Annotated in this window: 23 protein-coding genes; 9 read left to right on the top strand and 14 right to left on the bottom strand. The window is 61.4% G+C overall.

Annotation, left to right across the window (positions count from 1 at the left end; all coding sequences use genetic code 11):
• Positions 1–6: 6 nt before the first annotated feature.
• The 4 genes from GA0061105_RS20405 to GA0061105_RS20390 all read right to left on the bottom strand — a co-directional run bounded on the left by GA0061105_RS20405 (position 7) and on the right by GA0061105_RS20390 (position 3,224).
• Positions 7–993, bottom strand: coding sequence for a DUF2232 domain-containing protein (locus tag GA0061105_RS20405; RefSeq protein ID WP_064692469.1), 987 nt, complete (start codon positions 991–993; stop codon positions 7–9).
• Between the two features lie 156 nt (positions 994–1,149).
• The gene (gene rpsR, locus GA0061105_RS20400) at positions 1,150–1,398 is read right to left on the bottom strand and encodes a 30S ribosomal protein S18 (RefSeq protein ID WP_004680498.1); all 249 of its coding nucleotides are present in this window, start codon (positions 1,396–1,398) and stop codon (positions 1,150–1,152) included.
• Positions 1,399–1,410: 12 nt separating this feature from the next.
• A complete protein-coding gene (rpsF, locus tag GA0061105_RS20395; RefSeq protein ID WP_004680499.1) occupies positions 1,411–1,869 on the bottom strand; it encodes a 30S ribosomal protein S6 in 459 nt (152 codons plus the stop codon).
• A gap of 311 nt (positions 1,870–2,180) precedes the next feature.
• Positions 2,181–3,224, bottom strand: a complete 1,044-nt coding sequence (locus tag GA0061105_RS20390) for an aldo/keto reductase (RefSeq protein ID WP_092752475.1) — start codon at positions 3,222–3,224, stop codon at positions 2,181–2,183.
• A gap of 198 nt (positions 3,225–3,422) precedes the next feature.
• Here GA0061105_RS20390 and fabD point away from each other — a divergent pair, with 198 nt between their 5' ends.
• The 7 genes from fabD to gmk all read left to right on the top strand — a co-directional run bounded on the left by fabD (position 3,423) and on the right by gmk (position 9,938).
• Positions 3,423–4,367, top strand: a complete 945-nt coding sequence (gene fabD / locus GA0061105_RS20380; RefSeq protein WP_064692682.1) for an ACP S-malonyltransferase — start codon at positions 3,423–3,425, stop codon at positions 4,365–4,367.
• 30 nt (positions 4,368–4,397) lie between these two features.
• Complete coding sequence (gene fabG / locus GA0061105_RS20375; RefSeq protein WP_092752473.1) at positions 4,398–5,135, top strand: 3-oxoacyl-[acyl-carrier-protein] reductase; 738 nt, start codon at positions 4,398–4,400, stop codon at positions 5,133–5,135.
• Between the two features lie 287 nt (positions 5,136–5,422).
• Positions 5,423–5,659: an acyl carrier protein gene (locus tag GA0061105_RS20370; RefSeq protein ID WP_003547058.1), complete on the top strand. Its 237-nt coding sequence runs from the start codon at positions 5,423–5,425 to the stop codon at positions 5,657–5,659.
• A gap of 93 nt (positions 5,660–5,752) precedes the next feature.
• Complete coding sequence (gene fabF / locus GA0061105_RS20365; RefSeq protein ID WP_064692472.1) at positions 5,753–7,015, top strand: beta-ketoacyl-ACP synthase II; 1,263 nt, start codon at positions 5,753–5,755, stop codon at positions 7,013–7,015.
• A gap of 132 nt (positions 7,016–7,147) precedes the next feature.
• Positions 7,148–8,365, top strand: coding sequence for an endolytic transglycosylase MltG (gene mltG, locus GA0061105_RS20360; RefSeq protein WP_064692684.1), 1,218 nt, complete (start codon positions 7,148–7,150; stop codon positions 8,363–8,365).
• 19 nt (positions 8,366–8,384) lie between these two features.
• On the top strand, positions 8,385–9,272 hold the full coding sequence (locus GA0061105_RS20355) for a YicC/YloC family endoribonuclease (protein ID WP_092752471.1): 888 nt from the start codon (positions 8,385–8,387) through the stop codon (positions 9,270–9,272).
• Between the two features lie 3 nt (positions 9,273–9,275).
• Positions 9,276–9,938 (top strand): guanylate kinase, encoded by a 663-nt coding sequence (gmk, locus tag GA0061105_RS20350; RefSeq protein ID WP_064692474.1) that lies wholly within the window; start codon positions 9,276–9,278, stop codon positions 9,936–9,938.
• Here the strand turns inward: gmk and rsmA are convergent.
• The 7 genes from rsmA to lpxF form a co-directional block, all read right to left on the bottom strand.
• Positions 9,935–10,762 (bottom strand): 16S rRNA (adenine(1518)-N(6)/adenine(1519)-N(6))-dimethyltransferase RsmA, encoded by an 828-nt coding sequence (gene rsmA / locus GA0061105_RS20345; RefSeq protein WP_092752470.1) that lies wholly within the window; start codon positions 10,760–10,762, stop codon positions 9,935–9,937. The two genes, gmk and rsmA, sit on opposite strands and share 4 nt — an antisense overlap.
• A complete protein-coding gene (pdxA, locus tag GA0061105_RS20340; protein WP_092752534.1) occupies positions 10,762–11,790 on the bottom strand; it encodes a 4-hydroxythreonine-4-phosphate dehydrogenase PdxA in 1,029 nt (342 codons plus the stop codon). Before pdxA ends, rsmA begins: the two co-directional genes overlap by 1 nt.
• A 6-nt stretch (positions 11,791–11,796) precedes the next feature.
• Positions 11,797–12,741 carry a SurA N-terminal domain-containing protein gene (locus GA0061105_RS20335; RefSeq protein WP_092752468.1) on the bottom strand — a complete coding sequence of 315 codons (945 nt, stop codon included), beginning with the start codon at positions 12,739–12,741 and terminating at the stop codon, positions 11,797–11,799.
• Between the two features lie 183 nt (positions 12,742–12,924).
• The gene (locus tag GA0061105_RS20330) at positions 12,925–15,255 is read right to left on the bottom strand and encodes an LPS-assembly protein LptD (RefSeq protein ID WP_064692477.1); all 2,331 of its coding nucleotides are present in this window, start codon (positions 15,253–15,255) and stop codon (positions 12,925–12,927) included.
• Positions 15,255–16,343 carry an LPS export ABC transporter permease LptG gene (gene lptG / locus GA0061105_RS20325; protein WP_064692478.1) on the bottom strand — a complete coding sequence of 363 codons (1,089 nt, stop codon included), beginning with the start codon at positions 16,341–16,343 and terminating at the stop codon, positions 15,255–15,257. Before lptG ends, GA0061105_RS20330 begins: the two co-directional genes overlap by 1 nt.
• On the bottom strand, positions 16,340–17,521 hold the full coding sequence (lptF, locus tag GA0061105_RS20320) for an LPS export ABC transporter permease LptF (RefSeq protein ID WP_092752532.1): 1,182 nt from the start codon (positions 17,519–17,521) through the stop codon (positions 16,340–16,342). The genes lptG and lptF overlap by 4 nt, the downstream gene beginning before the upstream one ends.
• Before the next feature lie 99 nt (positions 17,522–17,620).
• Complete coding sequence (gene lpxF / locus GA0061105_RS20315; protein WP_064692479.1) at positions 17,621–18,394, bottom strand: lipid A 4'-phosphatase; 774 nt, start codon at positions 18,392–18,394, stop codon at positions 17,621–17,623.
• A gap of 144 nt (positions 18,395–18,538) precedes the next feature.
• Between lpxF and GA0061105_RS20310 the strand changes: the two genes are divergently transcribed.
• The gene (locus GA0061105_RS20310; RefSeq protein ID WP_092752466.1) at positions 18,539–20,032 is read left to right on the top strand and encodes a leucyl aminopeptidase; all 1,494 of its coding nucleotides are present in this window, start codon (positions 18,539–18,541) and stop codon (positions 20,030–20,032) included.
• Positions 20,029–20,478: a DNA polymerase III subunit chi gene (locus GA0061105_RS20305; RefSeq protein WP_092752464.1), complete on the top strand. Its 450-nt coding sequence runs from the start codon at positions 20,029–20,031 to the stop codon at positions 20,476–20,478. The genes GA0061105_RS20310 and GA0061105_RS20305 overlap by 4 nt, the downstream gene beginning before the upstream one ends.
• Positions 20,479–20,523: 45 nt before the next feature.
• On the opposite strand, the gene GA0061105_RS20300 is transcribed toward GA0061105_RS20305, so the two are convergent.
• From GA0061105_RS20300 to GA0061105_RS20290, 3 genes are all read right to left on the bottom strand, one after another.
• Positions 20,524–21,450, bottom strand: a complete 927-nt coding sequence (locus GA0061105_RS20300; protein ID WP_092752462.1) for a Gfo/Idh/MocA family protein — start codon at positions 21,448–21,450, stop codon at positions 20,524–20,526.
• Positions 21,451–21,548: 98 nt separating this feature from the next.
• Positions 21,549–23,588, bottom strand: a complete 2,040-nt coding sequence (locus GA0061105_RS20295) for a prolyl oligopeptidase family serine peptidase (RefSeq protein ID WP_092752460.1) — start codon at positions 23,586–23,588, stop codon at positions 21,549–21,551.
• A gap of 67 nt (positions 23,589–23,655) precedes the next feature.
• Positions 23,656–24,504, bottom strand: a complete 849-nt coding sequence (locus tag GA0061105_RS20290) for a polysaccharide deacetylase family protein (protein ID WP_092752458.1) — start codon at positions 24,502–24,504, stop codon at positions 23,656–23,658.
• Positions 24,505–24,525: the final 21 nt, after the last annotated feature.

The following is a 24,525-nucleotide window of genomic DNA, read 5'->3' as shown; positions in this document are numbered from 1 at the left end:
TGTGTCTCAGATTTTCGTATCGGATTGTTTGGGGGTATCGCCATCTTTCGCCGGGGTGAGCGCGATCGCCTTGCGCGTATCGCTGAGACCCACGACCAGGATGAGGAGAGCTGGCAGCAGCATGAGCATCGAAGCCAGATAGCAGAGAATGAGGGCCGGTATGCGCCAGTCCTTGCCGCGTGTGCGGAAATGCAGCGAGGCGAAGCCGGAGAGCATGAAGCCGGCGCCGAAGGTGCCGATCACGGTCGCGCCGACGAGCGCCGGAACGCCGCCGAAGAAGCAGGCAGCAAGTCCGGCCAGGAAAATGAAGATCGAATTGCGGTTCATGCGAAGCGACGAAGGAATATCCTCGCGCGGCCGAAGGCCCCTGCCGGATGCCGCGACGATGCGCACGGCGAAATAATAGGCGGCAAACAGCATGCTGACCCACATGCCGCCCTGTACGACCGGCAGCATGAGCAGGATCAGCGATTTGGTCTGCGCGGTTGCCGCGGGATCGGGCATGAATTCCGGCTGCTGCTGTTTGACCGAGGTGATCAGCAGATCAACGATCGGATCGGTGATCTCGGGGCCATAGCCGATCATCACGCCGATGACGATGACGGCGAACGTCACCAGGCCGCACAGATGCAGCAGGATATCGGAGAGCGGGTACCAGGCAAGCAGATGGTCCGGGCCGCCAAGTTCGGAGGCGGGACGGGCGAGATTGGCGAGGTGGCTCAGCCAGCCGGCCGGCAGCAGCGTCACCAGCGTCATGATCAGGGCAAAAGACGGCGAGGTGAAGATAGCTCCGAGCGCCGCTGCGGTGACCACGGCCGAAATCGCTGCGGCATTGCCCCAGCCGAGCCCGACGAGCAGGATTGGCAGCGCCGAGGCTGTGTAGAGGAGCGCGCTGAAAAACGACGGCTGCATGCTTGCGCCCAGCACCAGCAGGGCGGCGGTCAATCCGGCGAGTGCGCCGATCAGCAGCGTTTTGATATCCGGTCGTTTCAAGGTCGCTGTCCTGCTTCATCAAGCAGTTAGAGGCTGTTGCTGAATCGAATTCAGAAACGTCTCAACATGGGTTTTAAGAATTCCGATCCGCGCCCATCGCGGAAGGGAGAAGGGAAGGCACGAATGCCTTCCCTCAGATATGATCCCGTCGGCCGATCAGGCGACGACGTAGGGCAGCAGGCCGAGGAAACGGGCGCGCTTGATCGCCTGGGCGAGTTCGCGCTGCTTCTTCTGGGATACGGCCGTGATGCGGGACGGAACGATCTTGCCGCGCTCGGAAATGTAGCGCTGCAGCAAGCGTACGTCCTTGTAGTCGATCCGCGGTGCGTTTGCGCCGGAGAAGGGGCAGGTCTTGCGACGGCGATGGAACGGACGACGAACCGGTGCGGAGGAAGCTTCAGACATTCTTATATCTCCTTATGCACGGTCTTCGCGGGGAGCGCGGTCCGGACGCGGGCCACGCTGGAAATCGCCATCACGGCGCGGCGGACGGTCGCCGAATTCGCGACGCGGGCCACGGTCGCCACCTTCGCGCGGGCCGCGGTCGTCGCGGTCGCGCTTCTGCAGCATGGCAGACGGGCCTTCTTCGTGCTTTTCGACGGCGATGGTCATGTAGCGAAGAACGTCTTCGCTGATGCGCATCTGGCGTTCCATTTCCTGGATCGCAGCGGCCGGTGCATCGATGTCCATCAGGGCGTAGTGTGCCTTGCGGTTCTTCTTGATGCGATAGGTGAGGGACTTGAGGCCCCAGTTCTCGATGCGCCCGACCTTGCCGCCGTTAGCTTCGATCACACCCTTGTATTGTTCTACGAGGGCATCGACCTGCTGGGCGGAAATATCCTGCCGGGCAAGGAATACATGTTCATAAAGAGCCATGACAGCTTTGCCTTTCTTGCGTTTGGTTCAACCCGATATTCGGCGGCTAAGCCTCAACGACTGCTCCTGATTGGGCGGACCCAGGCAAGAAAAGCGTTTCCGAGACGGTCGAGAGCGGAGACACGGGAGGCTGGAACGCTTCCGTTCCGAACGATTTCCATGGGAAAATCGGCCCTCCGTTCAGCCACCAGCCAGAAGACCGGGTTAACGAACAGCGCGGCTTATACGGATTTTTACGCGAAAGGCAAGTGCACGCGGCAGAAAAGCCCGGCGCAGGCCGATAAAGCCATACCGGGCCGTCTCGAATGCGGTCACAGCGTCAGCGGATACTGCCGATGCACCTTGGCGATCTCCGCCAGAACCTCGTCCGAAAGCGTCAGGTCGGCTGCGCCGATATCGACCTTCAACTGCTCCATCGAGGTCGCTCCGATGATGGCCGAGGCCATGAAGGGTCTCGACAGGCAGAAGGCGAGCGCCATGGCCGCCGGGTCGAGCCCGTATTTGCGTGCGAGTGCCAGATAGGCCTTGGTCGCCGGCTCCTGCAGCGGCTGCAACCGGCCGCCGATATCGGGATTGATCGAAGCGCGCGAACCCTTCGGCCTCTGACCATCGACATATTTGCCGGTCAGGATGCCGCCAGCGAGCGGCGAATAGGCGAGCAGCCCGACATCCTCGTGATACGAGAGTTCGGCGAGGTCGAGGTCGAAATGGCGGTAGAGCAGATTGTATTCGTTCTGGACGCTTGCAACGCGCGGCAGGCTCTTCTGTTCGGAGAGCGTCAGATATTTCTGGATGCCCCAGGTGGTCTCGTTGGAAAGGCCAATCGCGCGGATCTTGCCCTCCTTCACAAGCGCGTCAAGCGTTTCCAGGATATCGAGCATATTGGCGACAGCCTCCTGCCGATCCTGCTTGAACGGATCGTAGCTCCAGTTCTGACGGAAATGGAAATGGCCGCGGTTCGGCCAGTGGACTTGGTAGAGATCGACATAATCGGTTCTCAGCCGCCTGAGGCTGGCCTCGAGCGCCAGGCGGATGTTCTTCGCATCGGCGCCTTCGCCGCCGCGCAGATAATCCCGGCCGCGGCCGGCGACCTTGGTGGCGAGCACGATGTCTTTGCGTTTTCCTGATTTGCCGAACCAACTGCCGATATAATCTTCGGTCCAGCCCTGGGTTTCGGCCGAGACCGGCGTCGTCGGATAAAGCTCGGCGGTATCGAAGAAATTGACGCCTTTCTCGACGGCGTAATCCATCTGCGCATGCGCGTCGGTTTCGCTGTTCTGCGAGCCCCAGGTCATGGTGCCCAGGCAAATTTCTGAAACGGAGATGCCGGTGCGGCCTAGAGAATTGTACTTCATGGGAAACCTTGGGAGAGATCGAAGTCTTGGGGAAGTCTGCGCAAATCTAGGCCGGATTTGGCTGAGCGCAAGAGCAAAAACCGGGCTTTTGCGCGCGCGCGAAAGCCTTTGCGGAGTAGGTGCCGCCACTTGACTCTGCGGGAAAGAATGTCAATTGGAGGCAAAACGGCCTCCACAGGCGCAATCAGGGACATGAAAATGACTATCGCTTTCACTTTTCCCGGCCAGGGCAGTCAGGCCGTCGGCATGGGCAAGGATCTGGCCGAGAATTTCGCGGAAGCCCGCGCCGTTTTCGACGAGGTCGACGAGGCGCTCGGGGAAAAGCTTTCTGACGTGATGTTCAACGGTCCGGAGGACAGGTTGACGCTGACGGCGAACGCCCAGCCGGCGCTGATGGCGGTGTCGATCGCCGTCGTCCGCGTTCTGGAGGCCAAAGGTCTGGATCTGAAGTCCAGGGTCGCCTACGTCGCCGGCCACTCGCTCGGCGAATATTCCGCACTTTGCGCCGCCGGCACCTTTTCGCTCGCCGATACTGCGCGGCTGCTACGCATCCGCGGCAATGCCATGCAGGCGGCCGTCCCCGTCGGCGTCGGCGCCATGGCCGCGATCATCGGCCTCGAACATGCCGACGTCGTCGCCGTCTGCGAGGAGGCCGCCGCGATCGGCGCCTGCCAGATCGCCAACGATAATGGCGGCGGCCAGATCGTCATCTCCGGCGAGAAGGCCGCTGTCGAAAAGGCCGCCGGCCTTGCCACCGACAAGGGCGCCAAGCGCGCCATCCTGCTGCCGGTTTCCGCCCCCTTCCATTCGACGCTGATGGCGCCCGCCGCCGAGGCCATGCGCGAGGCGCTGGCTGGCGTGAAGAAGGCCGACCCGGCCGTGCCCGTCATTGCCAATGTCCGCGCTGCTCCGGTCACCAATGCCGAGGAGATCGCGGGCCTTCTCGTCGAGCAGGTCACAGGGCAGGTCCGCTGGCGTGAAACGGTCGAATGGTTTGCCGCAAACAACGTCACCACGCTTTACGAACTCGGTTCCGGCAAGGTGCTCACCGGCCTCGCCCGCCGCATCGACAAGACAGTCAACGGCATCTCCATCAGCGGCCCGGCTGATATCGACGCGGCGGTCGCCGCCCTCATGGCCTGATTGATATCTCCAGATACAAGGAACGTTTCCATGCTCGATCTTTCCGGCCGCAAGGCTCTCGTCACTGGCGCATCGGGCGGTATCGGCGAGGAAATCGCCCGCCTTCTTCATAAGCAGGGGGCAATCGTCGGCCTGCACGGCACCCGTGTCGAGAAGCTGGAAGCGCTGGCGGCCGACCTCGGCGAGCGCGTCAAGATCTTCCCGGCGAACCTGTCCGACCGCGACGAGGTCAAGGCGCTCGGCCAGAAAGTGGAAGCCGATCTCGAAGGCGTCGATATCCTCGTCAACAATGCCGGTATCACCAAGGACGGCCTCTTTGTGCGCATGAGCGACGAGGATTGGGACGCGGTCCTCGAGGTCAATCTCACCGCCACCTTCCGCCTGACGCGCGAGCTGACGCATCCGATGATGCGGCGCCGTTATGGCCGCATCATCAACATCACCTCCGTCGTCGGCGTCACCGGCAATCCGGGACAGGCTAACTACTGCGCCTCCAAGGCCGGGATGATCGGCTTCACCAAGTCCTTGGCGCAGGAAATTGCCACCCGCAACGTGACCGTCAACTGCGTCGCGCCCGGCTTCATCGAAAGCGCCATGACCGGCAAGCTGAACGAAAAGCAGAAGGAAGCGATCATGGGCGCGATCCCGATGAAGCGGATGGGCACAGGGGGCGAGGTCGCTTCGGCGGTTGCCTATCTTGCGTCCGCCGAAGCTGCCTACATGACCGGCCAGACGCTGCATGTAAACGGCGGCATGGCGATGATCTGAAACGATAAACTGTCGGCATGGTGATATTTCCCGCAATAGCATGTTGAGCAATCACGAAGCGTTGATTTTCTGGCTTTGCGGCAGACTTAAACCATGTTAAGCGGGCCAATGACTGTGAACAGTCGTCCCGAGAAAGCAGACGGACCGGCGGGCTTTTCGCAAGCCTGGGACATCTCTGAAGCCGGGTAAACGAGTTTGCCGAGGATGTCTGAAAACATCGCAGGCTGAAACAGGGTAGGGGTGCCGCAACGGCATTCCGATCAGGACATAAGGTCGAGGAAACCGACATGAGCGATATCGCAGAACGCGTAAAGAAAATTGTTATTGATCATCTTGGCGTCGATGCCGACAAGGTCGTCGAGAGCGCGAGCTTTATCGACGATCTGGGCGCTGACTCGCTCGACACGGTCGAACTTGTCATGGCATTTGAAGAAGAATTCGGCGTTGAAATTCCTGACGACGCTGCCGACTCGATCCTGACGGTCGGTGATGCAGTCAAGTTTATTGAGAAGGCCCAGGCCTGATCCTGTATATATGAGAAAGGGCGGGCCTAGAGTCCGCCCTTTTCTTTTCGGCATATTTCTCCATAGAATATATGAGACGGGGGAGAGCACGCGATGAGACGTGTCGTCATCACCGGTACCGGCATGGTATCACCCTTGGGATGCGGAACTGAGGTGACGTGGTCCCGGTTGCTCGCCGGCCAAAACGGCGCCCGCCTCGTTACCGAATTCGAGGTCGATGACCTTGCCGCCAAGATCGCCTGCCGTATCCCGATCGGTGACGGCAGCGACGGCACCTTCAATGTCGACCAATGGATGGAGCCGAAGGAGCAGCGCAAGGTCGATCCCTTCATCATCTACGGCATGGCCGCCGCCGACATGGCACTTGCCGATGCCGGCTGGCATCCCGAGACGGATGAGGATCAGATTGCCACTGGCGTGCTGATCGGCTCCGGCATCGGCGGCATCGAAGGCATTGTCGAGGCAGGCTACACCCTGCGCGACAAAGGTCCGCGCCGCATCTCCCCCTTCTTCATTCCCGGCCGCCTGATCAACCTCGTTTCCGGCCAGGTCTCGATCCGCCACAAGCTGCGCGGACCCAATCATTCGGTCGTCACCGCCTGCTCGACGGGTGCTCATGCGATCGGCGATGCCGCGCGGCTGATCGCGCTCGGTGATGCCGACGTCATGGTCGCCGGCGGTACGGAATCTCCCGTCAGCCGTATTTCGCTGGCAGGATTTGCCGCCTGCAAGGCGCTTTCGACTCAGCACAACGATAACCCGCAGAAGGCCTCGCGCCCCTATGACCGCGATCGCGACGGCTTCGTCATGGGCGAGGGCGCCGGCATCGTCGTGCTCGAAGAGCTGGAGCATGCGAAAGCCCGCGGCGCCAGGATCTATGCCGAGGTCGTCGGCTACGGCCTGTCGGGTGACGCCTATCACATCACCGCGCCTTCCGAAGACGGCGAGGGTGCCGGCCGTTGCATGGCGATGGCGCTGAAGCGCGCCGGCCTGGCGCCGGCCGATATCGATTACATCAACGCCCACGGGACTTCGACCATGGCCGACACGATCGAACTCGGGGCGGTCGAGCGTCTGGTCGGCAACGCGGCGTCGAAGATCTCCATGTCCTCCACCAAGTCGGCGACGGGACACCTTCTCGGTGCTGCCGGTGCGATCGAGGCGATCTTCGCGACGCTTGCCATCCGCGACAATATCGCGCCGCCGACGCTCAATCTCGACAATCCCGAACGCGAGACGGCGATCGATCTTGTTCCGCACAAGGCGCGTGAGCGAGAAATCAACGTGGCCCTGTCCAACTCGTTCGGATTCGGCGGTACGAACGCATCGCTCGTGCTGCGCCGCTACGCACAATAACGGTCCCGTCGTAGCAGGCCGTGTGAAAGCACAACGACCGGCAGCGGCTTCGTTGAACAGTGGCAGAACCTGTTTTTTGCCGCATTGCTTCGCGAAATAGCGGAATGAGGGCCCAGTTATAGAGGATTGCCGGTGAGCGATACGACGAACCAGAGCAGCGATACCCAGGCGCAGAAGGGACCGATCATCCCGAAGTCGCCGAGCGAAGCCCTGCGTCCCGAACGTGTTCCGGAGCCGCCGAAACGCTCGAAGAACGCTCGCAGCCAGATCGTCCTTTTCCTGAACTTCATCATGACGATGACGGTCCTGGTCTGCGTGCTCGCTGTCATCGGCTTCTACTACGCGACCTCGACCTATCAGAGCCCGGGCCCGCTGCAGACCAACACCAATTTCATCGTCCGCAACGGTGCGGGCCTGGCGGAAATCGCCTCGAACCTCGAGCGCAACGCGATCATCTCCGATGCGCGAATCTTCCGTTACCTCACGGCGACGCATCTTTCCGCCGGCGAGAGCCTGAAGGCCGGTGAATACGAGATCAAGGCGAGAGCCTCGATGAGCGATATCATGGAGCTGCTGAAATCGGGCAAGTCCATTCTCTATTCGGTTTCCTTCCCCGAAGGCCTGACGGTCCGCCAGATGTTCGACCGCATGCTGCAGGATCCGGTGCTGGAAGGCGATCTGCCGGCCGCACTGCCGATGGAAGGCAGCCTGCGTCCGGATACCTATAAATTCTCACGCGGCACCAAGCGCTCGGAAATCATCGAACAGATGGCGGCCGCACAGCAGAAGCTCGTCGATCAAATTTGGGATAAGCGTGACTCCACGCTGCCGCTGCGGTCCAAGGAAGAATTCGTGATCCTCGCCTCGATCGTCGAAAAGGAGACCGGCGTTCCCGACGAACGTGCCCATGTCGCTTCCGTTTTCCTGAACCGGCTTGGTAAGGGCATGCGCCTGCAGTCCGATCCGACGATCATCTACGGGCTCTTCGGTGGCGAGGGAAAACCGGCCGACCGGCCGATCTACCAGTCGGACCTGAAGCGCGATACGCCTTACAATACCTATGTCATCAAGGGTCTGCCGCCGACGCCGATCGCCAATCCCGGCAAGGATGCGCTGGAAGCCGTCGCCAACCCTTGGAAAACCCAGGATCTTTATTTCGTCGCCGACGGCACTGGCGGCCACGTTTTTGCCGCTACGCTCGAGGAGCACAATGCCAACGTCAAGCGCTGGCGTCAGCTCGAGGCCGACAAAGGTTCGGACCCGAACATCGCCGTCGACGGCCAGCCGGAAGAGCAGCCGGGCGAAAATGGCGCGACCGTCGTGCCGCCGAAGAAAAAGAAGATCAACTGACAGTTTTCGGGAGGCTCGCATGGCTTTGCAGTCCATGACCGGTTTTGCGCGGCGCGAGGGAACAAGCGGCCGCTGGCGCTGGGCGTGGGAGCTGCGCTCGGTCAACGGTAAGGGCTTCGATCTGCGCCTGCGCCTGCCGCCCGGCCTTGAACGCCTGGAGGCGGAGGTTCGCCGCCTTGCCGGCGAAAGCTTCAGTCGCGGCAATCTGCAGGCATCGCTATCGGTCACCGCCGACGAGAACCGTTTCGAGGCGGTTCTGAACAAAGAGGCGCTCGCTGCCGTGCTTGCCATGCGCGAGCAACTGGTGGACGTGATCGATCCCTCGCCGTTGAAGCTCGATACGCTGCTTCTCGTGCGCGGCATCGTGGAGTTTCGTGAGGGCGAGGATGGCGAGGAGGCGCTTGCCGCCCGTGATGCCGATATTATCGCCGGCCTGCTCGCCGCGCTTGCCGATCTCAGGGCGATGCGTGCACAGGAAGGGGCGGCGCTTTCCCGCATCCTTCTCGATCACGTCGCGACGATCGAGGGTCTGACGCGGATGATCGAGATGGATCCCTCACGTTCGCCAGCGGAGATCGCCTCCCGGCTGACCGCACAGGTCGCCTTGCTTTTGGACGGCATGGCCGCGCTCGACCGTGACAGGCTGCATGCCGAAGCCGCATTATTGGCGACAAAGGCGGATCTGCGCGAGGAAATCGACCGCCTGAAGGCGCATATCGCCGCAGCGCGCGATCTCCTGGTGAAGGGTGGGCCTGCCGGGCGCCGGCTGGACTTCCTTGCACAGGAATTTAACCGAGAATCGAATACCATCTGCTCGAAGTCGAATGCCTCGGCGGTCACCGCTGCCGGCATCGAATTGAAAGTCGTGATCGACCAGTTCCGCGAGCAGGTCCAGAATTTGGAGTAGGACATGAACCCGGCGAAATCCTCGCCCGTGCAGATCGCCCGCCGCGGTCTGATGCTTGTCATTTCGTCGCCGTCGGGCGCCGGCAAGTCCACTATCGCGCGCACGCTTCTGGAGACCGACAAGCATATCGGCCTCTCCGTCAGCGTCACCACGCGCCAGCGCCGCCCGAGCGAGGTCGAAGGCGTGCATTACCACTTCAAGAGCGTGCGCGAGTTCGAGCGGCTGCGCGACAGCGACTCGCTGCTCGAATGGGCCGAGGTGCACGGCAATTTCTACGGCACGCCGCGCGAGCCGGTCGAGCAGGCCATGGCCGAAGGCCGGGACATGCTCTTCGATATCGATTGGCAGGGCGCCCAGCAATTGCAGGAGAAGATGTCGGCCGACGTTGTCTCGATCTTCGTGCTGCCCCCGACCATGACGGAACTCCAGTCGCGGCTGCACCGCCGTGCCGAGGATTCCGAGGAGGTCATCCAGACGCGTTTGGCCAACAGCCGCGCCGAGATCGCCCATTGGCGCGAATATGATTATGTCATCGTCAATGACGATCTCAACACCGCGTTCGACGCCGTCCAGTCGATCGTCAGGGCCGAACGCCTGCGCCGCGACCGCCGCCACGGCATGTTCGATTTCGTCCGGGAACTGCTGGAAGAGACGCCGTCTCTCTAAAGATTGTTGGCGAGAAGGCAGAATTCCTCGACGGACAAGGTCTCTGCCCGACGCGCCGGATCGATGCCGGCCTTGACGAGAAGGCTTTCGCCGCCGAGCGGTTTCAAGCTTTGACGCAGCATCTTGCGACGCTGGCCAAAGGCGGCTTGCGTGACCTTCTCCAGATTGGCGACGGCGCAGGGAATGGGGTTTCCACGAGGAAGCAAGTGCACGACCGTAGAGGTCACCTTCGGCGGCGGCGTAAATGCCTGCGGCGGCACGTCGAAGGCCATGCGCGCCTCCGTCCGCCAGCCGCAGAGAACGCCGAGGCGCCCGTAATGGTCGTCGTCCTCGCCGGCGACAATACGCTCGCCGACTTCCTTCTGAAACATCAGCGTCAGCGACTGCCAGAACGGCGGCCAGCATTTCGGCAACAGCCAGTTGACCAGCAGCTGTGTGCCGACATTATAAGGCAGGTTGGCGATGATCTTGACCGGGCCTTCCGGTGCCAATGCTTCGAAATCCGTCTTCAGCGCGTCGCCTTCGATCACTTCCAACCGGCCGGGATAGTGATCGGCGATCTCGGCAAGCGCCGGCAGGCAGCGCGTGTCCCGCTCGACGGCAATCACCTTCTTGGCGCCGAGCGCCAGGATCGCACGCGTCAATCCGCCGGGGCCGGGGCCGACCTCGAAAACGGTGGTCCCTTCTAGCGCGCCTGCGGTGCGGGCGATCTTCTGCGTCAGGTTGAGATCCAGCAGGAAGTTCTGCCCGAGCGCCTTGCGCGCGTCGAGGCCGTGACGCTGAATGACGTCGCGAAGCGGCGGCAGGCCATCAAGTGCTGCCATCAGTGGCGGCTTTCCCAAGTGCGACCGAGCTGGGCGGCGAGTTTTAGCGCCGCAACCAGGCTCTGTTCACGCGCCAATCCCTTGCCGGCAATGCCAAAAGCGGTGCCGTGATCCGGCGAGGTTCGTACGAAGGGAAGCCCGAGCGTGACGTTGACGCTGTCGTCGAAACCGAGCGCCTTGGCGGGGATCAGGGCCTGATCGTGATACATACAGATGGCGACATCGTAGCGCGCCCGCGCTTCGTCATGAAACATCGTATCGGCGGGCAGGGGGCCGATCGCATCGATACCCTCGTCACGCAGGCGCTCGATCGCCGGACGGATGACGTCCTCGTCTTCCTGGCCGATCATGCCGGATTCGCCTGCATGCGGATTGAGGCCGGCGACCGCGAGCCGCGGCGCTTCGATGCCGAAGCGCTGCCTCAGATCCTCATGAGCGATCCGGCAGGTTTCCACAAGCAATTCGTCCGTCAGCGCCTGCGGCACGTTTCGGATCGGGATGTGGATGGTGACGGGAATGGCCCTGAGTTTCGGTCCCGACAACATCATCACCGGCGTGACCGGCCTGCCGGTCGCCCTGGCGGCAAGATCGGCGAGAAATTCGGTATGGCCTGGAAATCGGAAACCTGCTTCGTAGAGCACGGCCTTGGCGATCGGATTGGTGACGACCGCGAGTGCCTCGCCGCCCAAAACAAGCGAGACGGCTTTCTCGATGGCCGCGATCGTGCCCTTCGCCGTCGCCGCATGCGGCTCCCCGGCCACAATCTCGACGCCGGCCGGCACGCTCATGACGGGCAGCGCATCGGCAAATATGGCAGTTGTCTCGTCGGCCTTGTCGATCTCACGGATGGAAACCGCCAGATTGAGCTGGCGGGCTCGCAACGCCAAGATATTCGGATCGCCGATCAGGAAAAAAGGTGGAAGCCCGAGTTCACGCCGCCGGAGCCAGGCCATCAGGGTGATGTCCGGTCCGATGCCGGCGGGGTCGCCCTGGGTCAGCGCAAGCGGTCGTGAGAACGGTATCGCCATCATCGGTCAGCGATAGGCGATCTGCGCCTTTTTGCGCAGTTCTTCCAGGTATTTCTTGCTGTTCTCGTTTTCCGGCGGACCATTCTTGCCAGCCTTGGACTTGTCGAGATCCTCCTGGCGGAACACCATTTCGGCGGCCTGGTCGTCGGAAACCTGGCGCTGGCTGCAGATCGCCAGATATTCTACGCCCTTCTCGGTGACGCGGGTGCCGGTCGTGTTGCCCTTGGCCTGCTCGACCAGAGGCTTCCAATCCGGCGGGATCTCGGGCGCGAGCATGCGGCCGAGATCGCGCACGGAGACATCGCGCATCGTTGCGGCAAAGACCTTTGCCTGATCGCAGCCGGGAAATTTCGAGCGCGACGCCTCGGCCTCGCTCTTGCGCTTGCCGGTAATGGCGCCGCGCTTGGCCTCAGGAATGACGAAGATGATCTGCTGCAGCATATATTCCGTCGTCACCGGCTTCTGCTTGTTGTTCTGCATCATGCGCGAGACGAGATCATAGTTCGACAGCCGCGAGGTCGAGCCGTAGCGCGCGTTGACGACGCGCGGCCAGCTCATCTGCACGGCGATAAAGCCTTTGAAATGGTCGACCCCGACGCCGGCGCGATCGAGGATCTGGGACATCTGCGCGACGGAAAGTTTGTTGCCGGCCGAAAAGCGCGCGAAAGACGCATCGACGTCCTGCTGCGAAACCGACATGCGAACGCGGGCGACCTCCTGGCGCTTGAGCGTTTCGTCGATCAATTGCTCCTTGGCGGTCTTGGCGTCGGCCGTTGTACGCTGCAGGCGCAGGAAGGCCTGGCGCTTGGCGACATCGCCGCTGGTGATGGCGGTGCCGTTCACCACGGCCTGGACTTCACTTGCCGCGAGCGCCGGGGCGGAAAGCCCGGTCAGCAACGCAAGCGCTGCGCCGGCCAGAAAGGCGGTTATGGCTCTTTTTGCGTCAATCATCTGTTGACCTCCCAATAGCGCCGCGAACCTTGTTCGCGGCGTTCGTACCACAGTGCGAGACACGCTGACATCGCTCCGTCACGGCGCGATTCCCCTGTGCCTCAGATTATCGACTGGCGGCAATGTCCTGCACAGGCTTACGGCGAAAGAATGACTTGAGGCCATGTTTACGCCGTCCGCCCGTTAGTTGGAGAGGGTATCGGAGCCGATCTTGATGTCGCCAAGCGTGCGGAAGGTCAGCCGTGCGCCGATCGTCCAGTCGCTCGCCGACTCGTCGTCGGAATCCCTGCTATCCGTATAGGCGATCGTAAAGATCGTGCATTCGTCCTCGTAGGAAAGGCCCAGCGTCCGGCGGCTGATCACCTCGTTGTTCAGGTCCCACGCGATGCCGCCGAAGATCGACCAGTAGTCCTTGAACTTGACCCTGCTGCTGGTCTGGATCTCGTCATTATCCTCGGCGAAGCCGTATGCCGGCTGGGCGCTGAGATGGGTGTAGGTCACCTGCGTCTGGAAGGTGTCGTTCTGGTAGGCCGTCGTCAGGTCGCCGCGGCGAAACTCGAGGTCCTTTTCGTCGAGACGGTATGAGGCCGCGACGGAAACACCGTAGGGTGTTTCGACGCCGCCAAGGCCGACATAATCGGAGCGGTCGGTTTCGAGGCCCGAGTCCGCCCCGACATTGACGAGGTCATCGGTCGCGAACGAGTTCTGGCCGGCGATCTGATAAGACTGGCCGAAGATGCCGTGCAGCTTGTAACCGCTGTCGAAAGTGCCGGTATACTGGAAGCCGATATTGGCGCGGGTGCCGCCTTCGACGCGATCGTAGCCTGAGAATTTATCGCGGTCGAAGAGCGACGTAGCATCGAAGACGAAGCTTTGTGCGTCCTCGTTCGGCAACCGGCCGGCGAGTTGTTCGTCGGGGCGAGCATAGATCTGCGCGATCGGCTCCAGGATATGGGTGCTGTTATCCGTCGTCATCAGAATTGGATAACGCACCTCCAGCCCGGCGGTGAACATTGAGCGAGTGGCTGAATTGTCGTCAAGATAATTGCCGGTGTAGCCGGCCGGATCGTCCATGTTCAGCGCGAAGGCATCGCCGCGCGCGGCCAGAAGCGGCGTGATCACCAGGCCCGTCGGCGTGACATAGGTGCGTTTCCACTGAAGTTCGGCGGTCAGGCGCGAAGTCTGGCCCTTCAGGCCGCGAAAGCGGTCGAATCCGTCGACGGTATAGAAGTCGTCGTGTGTGCGCGAAATATTCGTCAGGTTGACGTCCGCGGAAAGTTCGCCGCCTGCAAGCGGCTGAGGCGCGACATAGTGATAATCGAGCGCGGGATAGACGATGGCCTGCTGTTTTTCGGCCGTGTTCGTCCGGTCGGCATCCTGGACGTCGAAATAAAACGCCCTCATGTCGAAGTAATTCCGTTTCCCAAGCCCCGTCAGGTAGATCTGGTTCGTGCGATCCGTGCCGCTCAGGCCGCGGAGCTTGTAGGTTTTCGAGAAATTGTTGTCGCTCTGCACCATGACGTCCCAGCCGAACGTCCAGCGCGGATTGATGCGGAATTCCGCCTTTGACGCCACCATGCCGCGCTGCTCGGCTTCGGCATCGCTGGTGCCGGAGCTGAAATTGCCCGGCTTCGCCTGGTCGATGCCGGCGACGCGCAGGATATGCGTGCCGTTCTCGAATCGCTGACGGAATTCGCCTTCGACGAGGAAGCCCTGGGCCGTGTAGCCGGTTGCGGTCACCGTCGCATCCATGCTCGGCGAGATCACGTAATAATAAGGAATGGAAAGACCGAAGCCGAGGTTCTGCGACAGGCTCATCGTCGGGAACAGGAAGCCGGACTTGCGCTTCACCGTATTGTCGGGAACCTCGATGAACGGCACGAAGGCAATAGGGTAACCGAGCAGCTCGAAACGTGCCCGCTCCAGGCGGATCGTATGCGTTTCGCCGTTCTGGATCACGCGCTTGGCTTTGACCTGCCAGAAGGGTGCGCGCTTCGGATCTTCGGCGCAGGGGAGGCAGGCGGTGTAGACGCCCTTGTTGAGAATCATCTTCGTGCCGCCGACACGCTCGCCGCTTTCGGCGACGATACGCGTATTGTCGGAGGTCTCGATGCGCAGCGAGTTCAGGAACCCGTCGGCGAAATTGTCCGTCACGTCCAGGTTGTCGGCATAGATGCGATTGCCGTCCGGACTGACGAGCTCGACATTGCCGAGCGCCATCATCCGGCCGGTCTTCTGATTGTACTCGACCTTCTGCGCGACCATCTTGTAGCCGCCATAGTTGATCTGCACGCCGCCGACCGCAGACACAACCTCGGCGTCACGGTTATAGACGAGTTCATTGGCCGAAAGCAGAAGCTTGGCGCCTTCGGGAATGTTATTTCCTAAATTTTGTTCAGGCGTGTTGACCTGGCCGTAGGAGGCCGGGGCGCTGCCGAAATAGGAACATAGAGCCGCACCGACAAGCAGGGCAACCGACTGTTTACTAAAATACTTGCGGTCGCCTACCGCCACTAGCCGTCCTCCTGATGAAGCAAAATAGTCGCGCCCAAGGCCAGCGCGACGACAACCGGTATCCACGTCGCCACGAAGGGAGGCACGACTCCACTGCTTCCGAATGCTTTTACAAGCACGGTGATGACATAAAGCATGAAGCCTGACAGGATTCCACCCAGAATCACGGGGCGGGATTGGTTGAACCGGCTAAATTTTAGGGACACTGTTGCAGCAATGAGAGTCATGGCCACCAACAGCAATGGCTGGGACAACAGAGAGTTGAATTGCGTCTCCAATGCCTTGGTTGAGATGCCGAAGGATTTGGCCGCCGCAATGCGGTTGGAAAGGTCAAAGAAACCAATTGTTTCCGGCGCTGTCAGCCGCTCCTGGACGAAATCTTGTTTCAGATTGGTGCGAAGTTGGACCGAAGCTTTGCGCAGCGGGATTTCGCCAGGCTTGCGCTCCACTACGCCGTTAAGCTGCCAGTAACCATCTTCCAACTTTGCAGTGGCGGCGTCCTGTCTCATAATGACTCGGCCGCTTGAATCGAAATGGATCAATACGGCGTCGACCAGCTTGGTTCCATTCTCCTGGACCGTCTGGGCGCCGATGATGACATCGTCGCGGCCGCTGATCTGGCGCAGCCACGGGATCTGCGGCGCCTTGCGCAGAACCGCGTTCTCGCCGCGCCAGTCGGATTCGACGAGCAGCGCCTGGCGCTGTCCCCAGGCGGCAAGCGGATTGAGCGCCGTCATCGTCAGCACGCCGAGCGCAATTGAGCCGGCGATGAAGGGGAACATGAACTGCCAGACCGAGATGCCGGCCGCGCGCGTGACGACCAGCTCATATTTGCGATTGAGCCCGATCAGCACTGTCATGCCGACGAAAAGCGCGATGAAGGGGATTGTCTGCTGCAGGATGAGCGGCAGACGCACGGCGGTCATCACGATGCCGCCGCCGATCGTGTAGCCGGGCAGGCCTGACATGCGTCCCGCCGTCTCGCTGAAATCGAGCAGGAAGGCGATGGCCGACACGCCGATAAGGAACCAGCCCGTCGTCGCCAGATAACGGCGAAAGAAATAACGTGACAATGTGCCGAACATCATTGGGCAGCGCCCCCGCCGGACCTGCTGGTCGCGGCAAGCAATCTTTCCTGCATTCTTCTCCAGGACCCCGTTATCCGGTCCCGGATGAACGATGGCATGACCAGTCGCTTGTGCAGGCCGAGGAAAATGATCGAAACGATGCTGCTGACGATCGGAATGGCATAGAGAACGGCGATATATTCCGGATCGGTGTCGATCTGGTTGGCCGCGTAGAAGGCAGCCCATCGGAGTGCGAAGGCATAGGCGAGCGCACTCACCATCGGGTGCAGCCGCGCTTCGCGGTGCGAGCGCGCATCACCGGCGATCGCCAGAGAAAACAGTGCAAAGACGACAGGCAGAATCCAGTCCGTCAGCCGGCGATGCAGTTCGGCGCGGTAGCTCTGCGGGCGGATCGTATAGTCCTTGTCGTTCGAATCCGGATTGAACAGGAACCACAGGTCACGGTCGCTGGCTTTCAGCGTCGCCTGACCGCGGCTCTCCGTCATGTCCGAGAGGTCGAAGGAATAGGAATCGAAATTGATGACCGAGACGTTGCCGTCGGGCGTTTTGCGGTGCACCTCGCCATCGTGCATGATCAGCGTCGTGCCGGTATCGTCGACGGCGCCTTCCTTGGCGTAATAGATGAGCTCATAGGCCGGGTCCCGCTCATCGGCGACGAACAGGCCCTTCAGCATGCGCCCCGCCAGCCGCTGCGAGATCTGCACATAAAGACCTTCGTCGAGCTTGCGGAAGGTCTTTTCCTCGATGACCGAGGAGAGAAGATCCGCGTAGGTTTCGGCGATCATCTGACGGGCCACGGTCTTTGCCCGCGGCTCGACGATATTGTCGACGAAGAAGGAAAAGACGCTGATGACGGCGGCAAGCAGCAGGATCGGGCGGATCAGAATGCTGCGCCTTGCTCCGGCTGCATCGATGACGGTCAGTTCGGAATCGTTGTTCATCGTCGTCAGCGTCTGAGTGATGGCGATGACGAGGGCGAAGGGCAGCACTACGGGAATGATCGAGGGCAGGATCATTGTCGCGAGCTTCGCGAACGAACCGATCGATTGGCCGCTGTCGGTGACGAGGTTGATGCGCTGCAGGACCTGAGTCGTCCAAATGATCGCCAGCACCGGCAGCAGCGCCACGAGAAACATCTGGCCGACGCGCCGCAATATGTATGTCTCGAGTAGTTTCATGCCGGCCCTTGAAAGCACCTGCAGGCCCAAACGGCTTGCAGGAGAATCCCTCTACGCTCTTTGTCGCGCTTTTGCGACAAGCAGGTGTCAAAAATTCATTCAAATTTCAGAATTTTTTTGGCTCTGTTGCGACTCAGTTAGCGCCAGCAGCGCCGCGAAGACGACAAGCGAGGACAGCCATCCGAGCGTCACGTCGGAGAGATAATGCGCGCCGAAGGATAGCCGCATGGCCGGGGTCAGGATCGAGATGACGGCGACCGGCGGCACCAGCGCGTAACGCATCGACCTCGGCACGAAGAGCAGAAGGCAGAACAGCCATCCAGCACTCGCCGCCTCGCCGGAGACGAAGGAGCAGTTCGAGACGCATTTGCCGGCAAGCGAACCGGCCTCGACAAAATGCAGTGTTCCGCCAAAGATATCCGTCTGCACCGGCCGCGGCCGTCCCCAGTGCTCCTTCAGGATAACATTGACGAGCAGCACCGGACCGATCAGCAGCGTTCCGAGCGCGACCTTGAGCTTGCGCGCCCGCTCGGCGTTGAAAGTTGCGCCGTGCTGCTGGTAGCACTCGATGAATTTCCACAGCATTACGATCGCGACGACATAGGGCAGACGGAAGAAGATGGTGCGCAGCAGGTCGAAATTTCCCGAATCGCGATACGGAAAGCCGCCGCAGATGCTTCCGGCAGCGGCGGTCGCGTCACAATCTGTGCCCACGAAAAAAAGCTGGGAAAAATAGATGTCTATTCCGGGGAAGGCGCGAAAGACGGCAAGCAGCGCCCACCACGTCCAGAACAGAAGCAGGAATGCACCGAAAGTCGTTTTCGGCAGGCGGATCACCGGCCTCCGCCATGGATTTTTCGAAAAAACTGTCAACGCGAATATCTACGAAACTGACGAAAACATGAGGGCCTGGACGGCCGCGGGCGACCATAACAATAGTCGCAAGCCATTGACAGACCCGCCAAACGCGAAATTATCCGCCACGGACGGATTTTAAAGAATCCCAGCGGAGAAGACATGTCAGCAAAGTTCGAAATTTCATTCTCGAAGTCGGCAAAACTCAATGGCGGACTGGCGATCCTGTTGAAGACCGCGGAGGCCGAGAGCGCCGCAGGCGCCGAAACGGCCGATCCGGCAGGCGTTGTCACCAAGGCTGCGAAAATCGCTCGGTTCTCCGCTAAATCAATGGCCGCGCTCGATATTGTCGCCCCGGAAGGGGCGCCCGTCGAGCGCATCGTCGTCGTCGGACTTGGCAAGGCCGGCGAACTCACGGCCCATGACTGGCTGAAGGCCGGCGGCGCCGCTGCATCGAAAATCAAGAACACCGATAAGGCCGTCATCTTCATCGACGTGCCCGGCCTGGAGATCGACGCACGCGCCGCCGCCGATTTCGCGCTCGGCATGCTGCTGCGCGCCTACAGCTTCGATGCCTATAAGACAAAGAAGAATGATGACGAGGAGAAGCCGGCAAAATCCGTCAAGGTGACGATCGTCACTGCCGATGCGGCCGGTGCCAAGAAGGCGTTTTTCGATTCCGAAGCGATCGCCGGCGGCGTCAATCTCGCCCGTGACCTCGTCAATGAACCGCCGAACGCGCTTGGACCTGTCGAATTCGCCGCCAGGGCGAATGAACTGGAAAAGCTGGGCGTCGAGGTGGAGATTCTGACAGAGAAGGAAATGCGCCGTCTCGGCATGGGCGCGCTGCTCGGCGTCGCGCAGGGCTCCGTGCGCCCGCCGCGTCTGGCCGTCATGCAGTGGAAGGGCGGCAAGGGCAAGGACCGTCCCGTTGCCTTCATCGGCAAGGGCGTCGTCTTCGATACCGGCGGCATTTCGATCAAACCGGCAGCTGGCATGGAGGACATGAAGGGGGATATGGGCGGCGCCGCAGCCGTGACCGGCCTGATGCACGTGCTCGCTGCCCGCAAGGCAGCCGTCAACGCCGTCGGCATCATCGGCCTGGTCGAGAACATGCCCGATGGCAACGCCCAGCGTCCGGGTGACATCGTCACCTCCATGTCCGGCCAGACGATCGAGGTGATCAACACCGACGCCGAAGGCCGCCTCGTGCTCTGCGATGCGCTCTGGTATTGCAATGATCGCTTCAGGCCGCAGTTCATGATCAATCTCGCCACCCTGACCGGCGCGATCGTCGTGGCGCTCGGCAACGTGCATGCCGGCTTGTTCTCCAATGACGACCAGCTTTCCGCCCAGCTGACGGCGGCCGGCCTTTCCACAAACGAGAAGCTCTGGCGCATGCCGCTCGGCAAGGACTACGACAAGCTGATCGACAGCAAATTCGCCGACATGAAGAACACCGGCGGCCGCCAGGCCGGCTCGATCACCGCCGCGCACTTTCTCAAACGTTTCGTACAGGACACGCCCTGGGCGCATCTCGACATCGCAGGCACAGCGATGGGCTCGCCGCAGGATGAGATCAACCAGTCCTGGGGATCCGGTTTCGGCGTGCGTCTGCTCGACGAGCTCGTTCGTGCCCAATATGAATCCCGATGACGGACATTCTCTTCTATCATCTGACCGAAACCAGGCTGGAAGACGCGCTGCCGCCGCTTCTCGACAAGAGCGTCGAGCGCGGCTGGCGCGTCGTCGTCCAGACGCGCGAGCCCGCGCGGCGCGATGCTCTCGATGCGCATCTCTGGATGTTCCGCGAGGAGAGTTTTCTGCCGCATGGCACCGACGAGGGCGATTTCGCCGAAAACCAGCCGGTGCTTTTGACGGTCACGGCGGACAATGCCAATGCGGCGACGGTTCGCTTCATTGTCGACGGCGCCGAGCCGCCGCCGGCCGATGCTTATGAGCGCGTCGTCTTTATGTTCGACGGTCACGACCAGGAGCAGTTGGAAGGCGCCCGCGCGCAATGGAAGAAGCTGAAAGGCGAGGGGCATAACCTCACCTATTGGCAGCAGACACCGGAAGGGCGGTGGGAGAAGAAGGCTTGAGCGTGTCCTTGCCGCCGTAGCCGTAGGCAAGGACCGTCCAGTCACTCAATCGTGGAAGGCTTCGACGAATTTCCGCTTGCCGAGCATGAAGGCGTCGGCGACGTGGCGCAACGGTGCGAGATCGACATCCGATTTGCCCATTTTGATGATCTCGGCGAAGCGGCGATAGAGCGAGGGATATTCCTGCTCCGGCTCGGCGAATGTCAGCGTCCCGTCGATGGAAAGCTTGGCGCCGCCCTCGGAAAGCACCATTTGACCGGCCGCCGTTTCCGCGACGATGTCCCAGCTCTGCTTGCCGGTCTGGAGCCAGTCGAATTCGGCATGAACCGGCAGGCCGTCCGCATCGCGGAAGTGAATGTCGGCAGCAATCGGCGCATCACGATTCTCCGGGAATTCCAGCACGGCCCCGGTGATGAAGACCGGCCGCGGCAGGATATGGGTGACGATCGACAGCGCATTGATGCCGGGATCGAAAACGCCGAGGCCGCCGGCCTGCCAGATCCATTCCTGGTTCGGATGCCAGTGACGGACATCCTCCTTCCAGATCACATGCACGCTTTTGATCGTCGTTGAGGCAAGAAACGCCTTGGCCGCTTCGACGGCCGGCGCATAACGCGAGTGCCAGCTGGCAAACAAGGATGCGCCCTGTTTGGCGGCAAGCGCCTCCAGATCAGCCACTTCGCTGAGCGTGGCGCCGGGCGGCTTTTCCAGGAACACATGCTTGCCGGCGACGAGCGCCTTATAGGCGGCCTCATAGCGGTATTGCGGCGGCATGCAGAGCGAAACAGCGTCGATCGAGGGCTCGGCGTCGAGCATGGCGTCGATCGTGGTGTAACTTTTGATGCCGTCGACCGTGCCGTGACGGCTTGCCGTGGCGACAAGCTCGAAATCCGGGTTGTTGGCGATGGAGGGAAGGTGCTGGTCGCGGACGATCTTGCCGACGCCGACGATGGCGAGATTGATAGGGGACATGGTGCTTCGCTCGGGCTTGTATGAAAAGTATGATTTATTGAGCTTCTTTTAGCAGAAAGAAGAGCGTCGACAAGCTCTGCTCCTCCTTTCCTTCTACCCTATCGCATGATGGTCTGCCGAAGAAAGCTGTAACCCATCGCCGCGCGCGCGGCGCGCTCTTCGGAATTGCCGTCGCCGCCGTGCCCGCCTGAGCCGAATTCGTGGAAGAGCGGCTTATGTCCTTCTTCCTCCAGCCGCGCGGCAAAACGGCGCGCGTGCGAGGGATGAACGCGGTCGTCATTGGCGGAGCTTTCGATATAGATCGGAGGATAAGCGACTTCGCTGGCCGGCCTGATATTGTGAAGCGGCGAATAACCGAGCATGAAGTCCCGGTCCGCCGGCGTTTCCGGATCACCATATTCGTCCATCCAGGCTTGGCCTGCGCTGAACAGGTGGAAGCGCGTCATGTCGAGCACCGGCACCTGACACCAGACGGCGCCGAAATCGCGCGGATAGCGCGTCAGCATCACACCCGTCAGCAGGCCGCCATTGCTGCCGCCCTGGCAGGCAATTCGTGATGGCGCGGTGTATCCGCGGGCGACGAGATCGCGGGCAATGGCGACAAAATCGGCAAAGGCCCGGTCTCGCCCCTGCCGCTTGGCGCTGCGATACCAGTCAGGCCCGAATTCGCCGCCGCCGCGGATATAGGCCTGCACATAGGCGCCGCCTTGCTCCAGCCAGCGTCCCGTCACCCCGGAATAACTCGGCGACAGCGAGACATCGAAGCCGCCATAACCGTAGATCAGGACCGGCAGTGCGCCCTTGGTCCAATGTCGCGGCAGCACCAGCCGATAGGCAACCCGGGTCCCGTCCTCGGACACAGCTTCCAGCAGTTCCGACGACATACCGGTCGCATCGAAATAGCTCGGCGCCACGGCTGTAAAGATCGGCTCCGGCTCTCTGCTGCGATCGGAGAGTTCGAGGCGGTAACACGTCGGCGGCTGCAGGAAGCCCTGACCGACGATGTGAAGCGTGTCGTCGCCAAGATGCAGGTCCGCATGGAGCGGCCTGACATGAGCCGTCTGAACATCCGCCGGCAACGCGATTTCCCGTTGTTCGGCATCTGGCCTTGTCAGGTCGAGCACCAGGAGACGCGGCCGCAGCCGGTCGGAAATGATGAAGACGCACCACTCGCGCTTCAGCATCATCTGCGAAATCGACTGGCCTTCACCAGGCTGAAACAGGATCCGTTCCGGCCCAAGCAGCGCCTGCGAGGCGGGATCGAAGGATTGCAGCACGAGGCTGCCGGTCGCAACGCGCTCATCGGTCTTTGCCCGCCAGAGACAATAATTATGATTGAATTGAAAATCGGCTTCCTTGGGCAGGTCGATATGCCGTCGCGCGCCATCGTCGGCAATGAGGAACGCACTGGCCACGCCGATTTCGTGTCCGGCGACGAAAATGTCGATCAATCCGGCACCGGCCGAACCGCCCGATAGGGCCGGGTCGATGACGAGATTAAAGCCGTAGACGTCCTCATCGGCAGCTTCGAACATGACCCTGGCATCTTCCGGCCGCTGTCCGCGCTTCAATCGCCGCCCGACGCGCGGCCAGCCCGAACGGGTCGCCGAAAATCGGTCGATCGAGCCGAAATAACAAATTTCGTCGCGGCTCAGCCAAGTGGCATGCGACCGCGCGGCAGGTGTGTCGAACCCGCCCTCGACGATCTGTTTCGTTTCAGCATTGAATTCGAGCAGGCGGACCAGGTCGGAGCCGCCATCCGAAAGCATGAGCAGGACGCGCGTCGGTTCCCACGGGCAGGTAACGGCGCCGCGCCAGTTCCAGCGCTTGCCCTCGTCGAGGCAAAAGGCGTCAAGATCGAACACCGGCTCCCAATCTGCCTCCGGCAATGGCTGCTGGTCGGCCGGCAGGCGCAGCCAGACGCCGAGCGGATTGTCCTTGCTCTGCCGGAAATCGAACAGCCACCCCCCGCGGCGCATCGGCACGATCAGCCTGTCCTGCCGCTCAATCAGCGCTTTTATCGCGTCGCGATCCTCGCTAAATTGCGGCGTTCTCAATGCCGCGCCGGAAAGGGCGTTGTGTTCGTCGATGAACTGGCGGGTAAGTGGGTCTTCGTCTGTTTCGAGATGAAGGTTCATGTCTGGGCTGCCGCTTGCATTGAGGTTGCCCAGATCTAGGCACCAGGTCCCGAGTTGGCAACCCGCCTTAGCGGGTCGCTACGAAATCAGCCGAGGCGACGAGGTCGTTCGGCACCTGCGCCTTCTTGAATTTCAGCGTCACGACTTTATAGCCCTCGGCTTCGAGCGTCGAAAGCAGAGTCGGCAACATCGTCGCCGTGCGCTTGTGAATGTCGTGCATCAGAACGATGCCGCGGCCGCGCTTGTGCAGCAGATCCATAATACGCTGAGTCACGGAAGCCGGCGTGGTGGCGAAATAGTCCTTGCTGTCGATGTCGACATCCATGACGACCATGTCGCGCATGGCGATGGCGGTGCGCAACCTCTGGCTCTCGGCAAGATAGGGGAAGCGGAAGAAAGAAACGTCGGCTCCCGTCGCCTTGGTCACCGCCAGCTCGCCTTTGATCACCTCGTCCATTGCCGCATCGAAATCAAGCGAGCTCAGATTGGCATGATCATAGGTGTGGCTGCCGACCGCATTGCCGTCCATCGCCACCTTGCGGGCGAGTGCGGGATGCATTTCGGCCATCTGGCCGACCATCATGAAGGCGCCCTTGACGCCGAACTGGTCGAGGATCGCCAGCACCTTGTCGGTCCGGCCGGGGATCGGACCATCGTCGAAGCTCAGGATCACTTCCTTGTGTTTGAGCTTGAGATCGGCAAGTGAGGAGACCTCCAGCGTCCGCCCGGAAAGGTGATGCGGGCCGGCAAAGGGCGGCGTTCCATCATCATTGGAGGGCTTGCCGGAAGGCGTCCGTCCCTCGGGCGCAACCACCGACGCGGTTTTGATCGAGGTGTCAGGGGGCTGTCTGGTCGTGCCGCAGGCGGAGAGGACGGCCGTAAGCGCGATGCAGGCCAGGATGAAAAAGCGATGCATGGAAAGGGCTCAACAAATCAG

It is taken from the genome of Rhizobium aethiopicum, from assembly GCF_900094625.1.
In the GTDB taxonomy this organism is placed as follows: Bacteria; Pseudomonadota; Alphaproteobacteria; order Rhizobiales; family Rhizobiaceae; genus Rhizobium; species Rhizobium aethiopicum.
The sequence above is the reverse complement of the archived record's forward strand: the minus strand, read 5'-3'. Positions and strand labels throughout refer to the sequence as shown.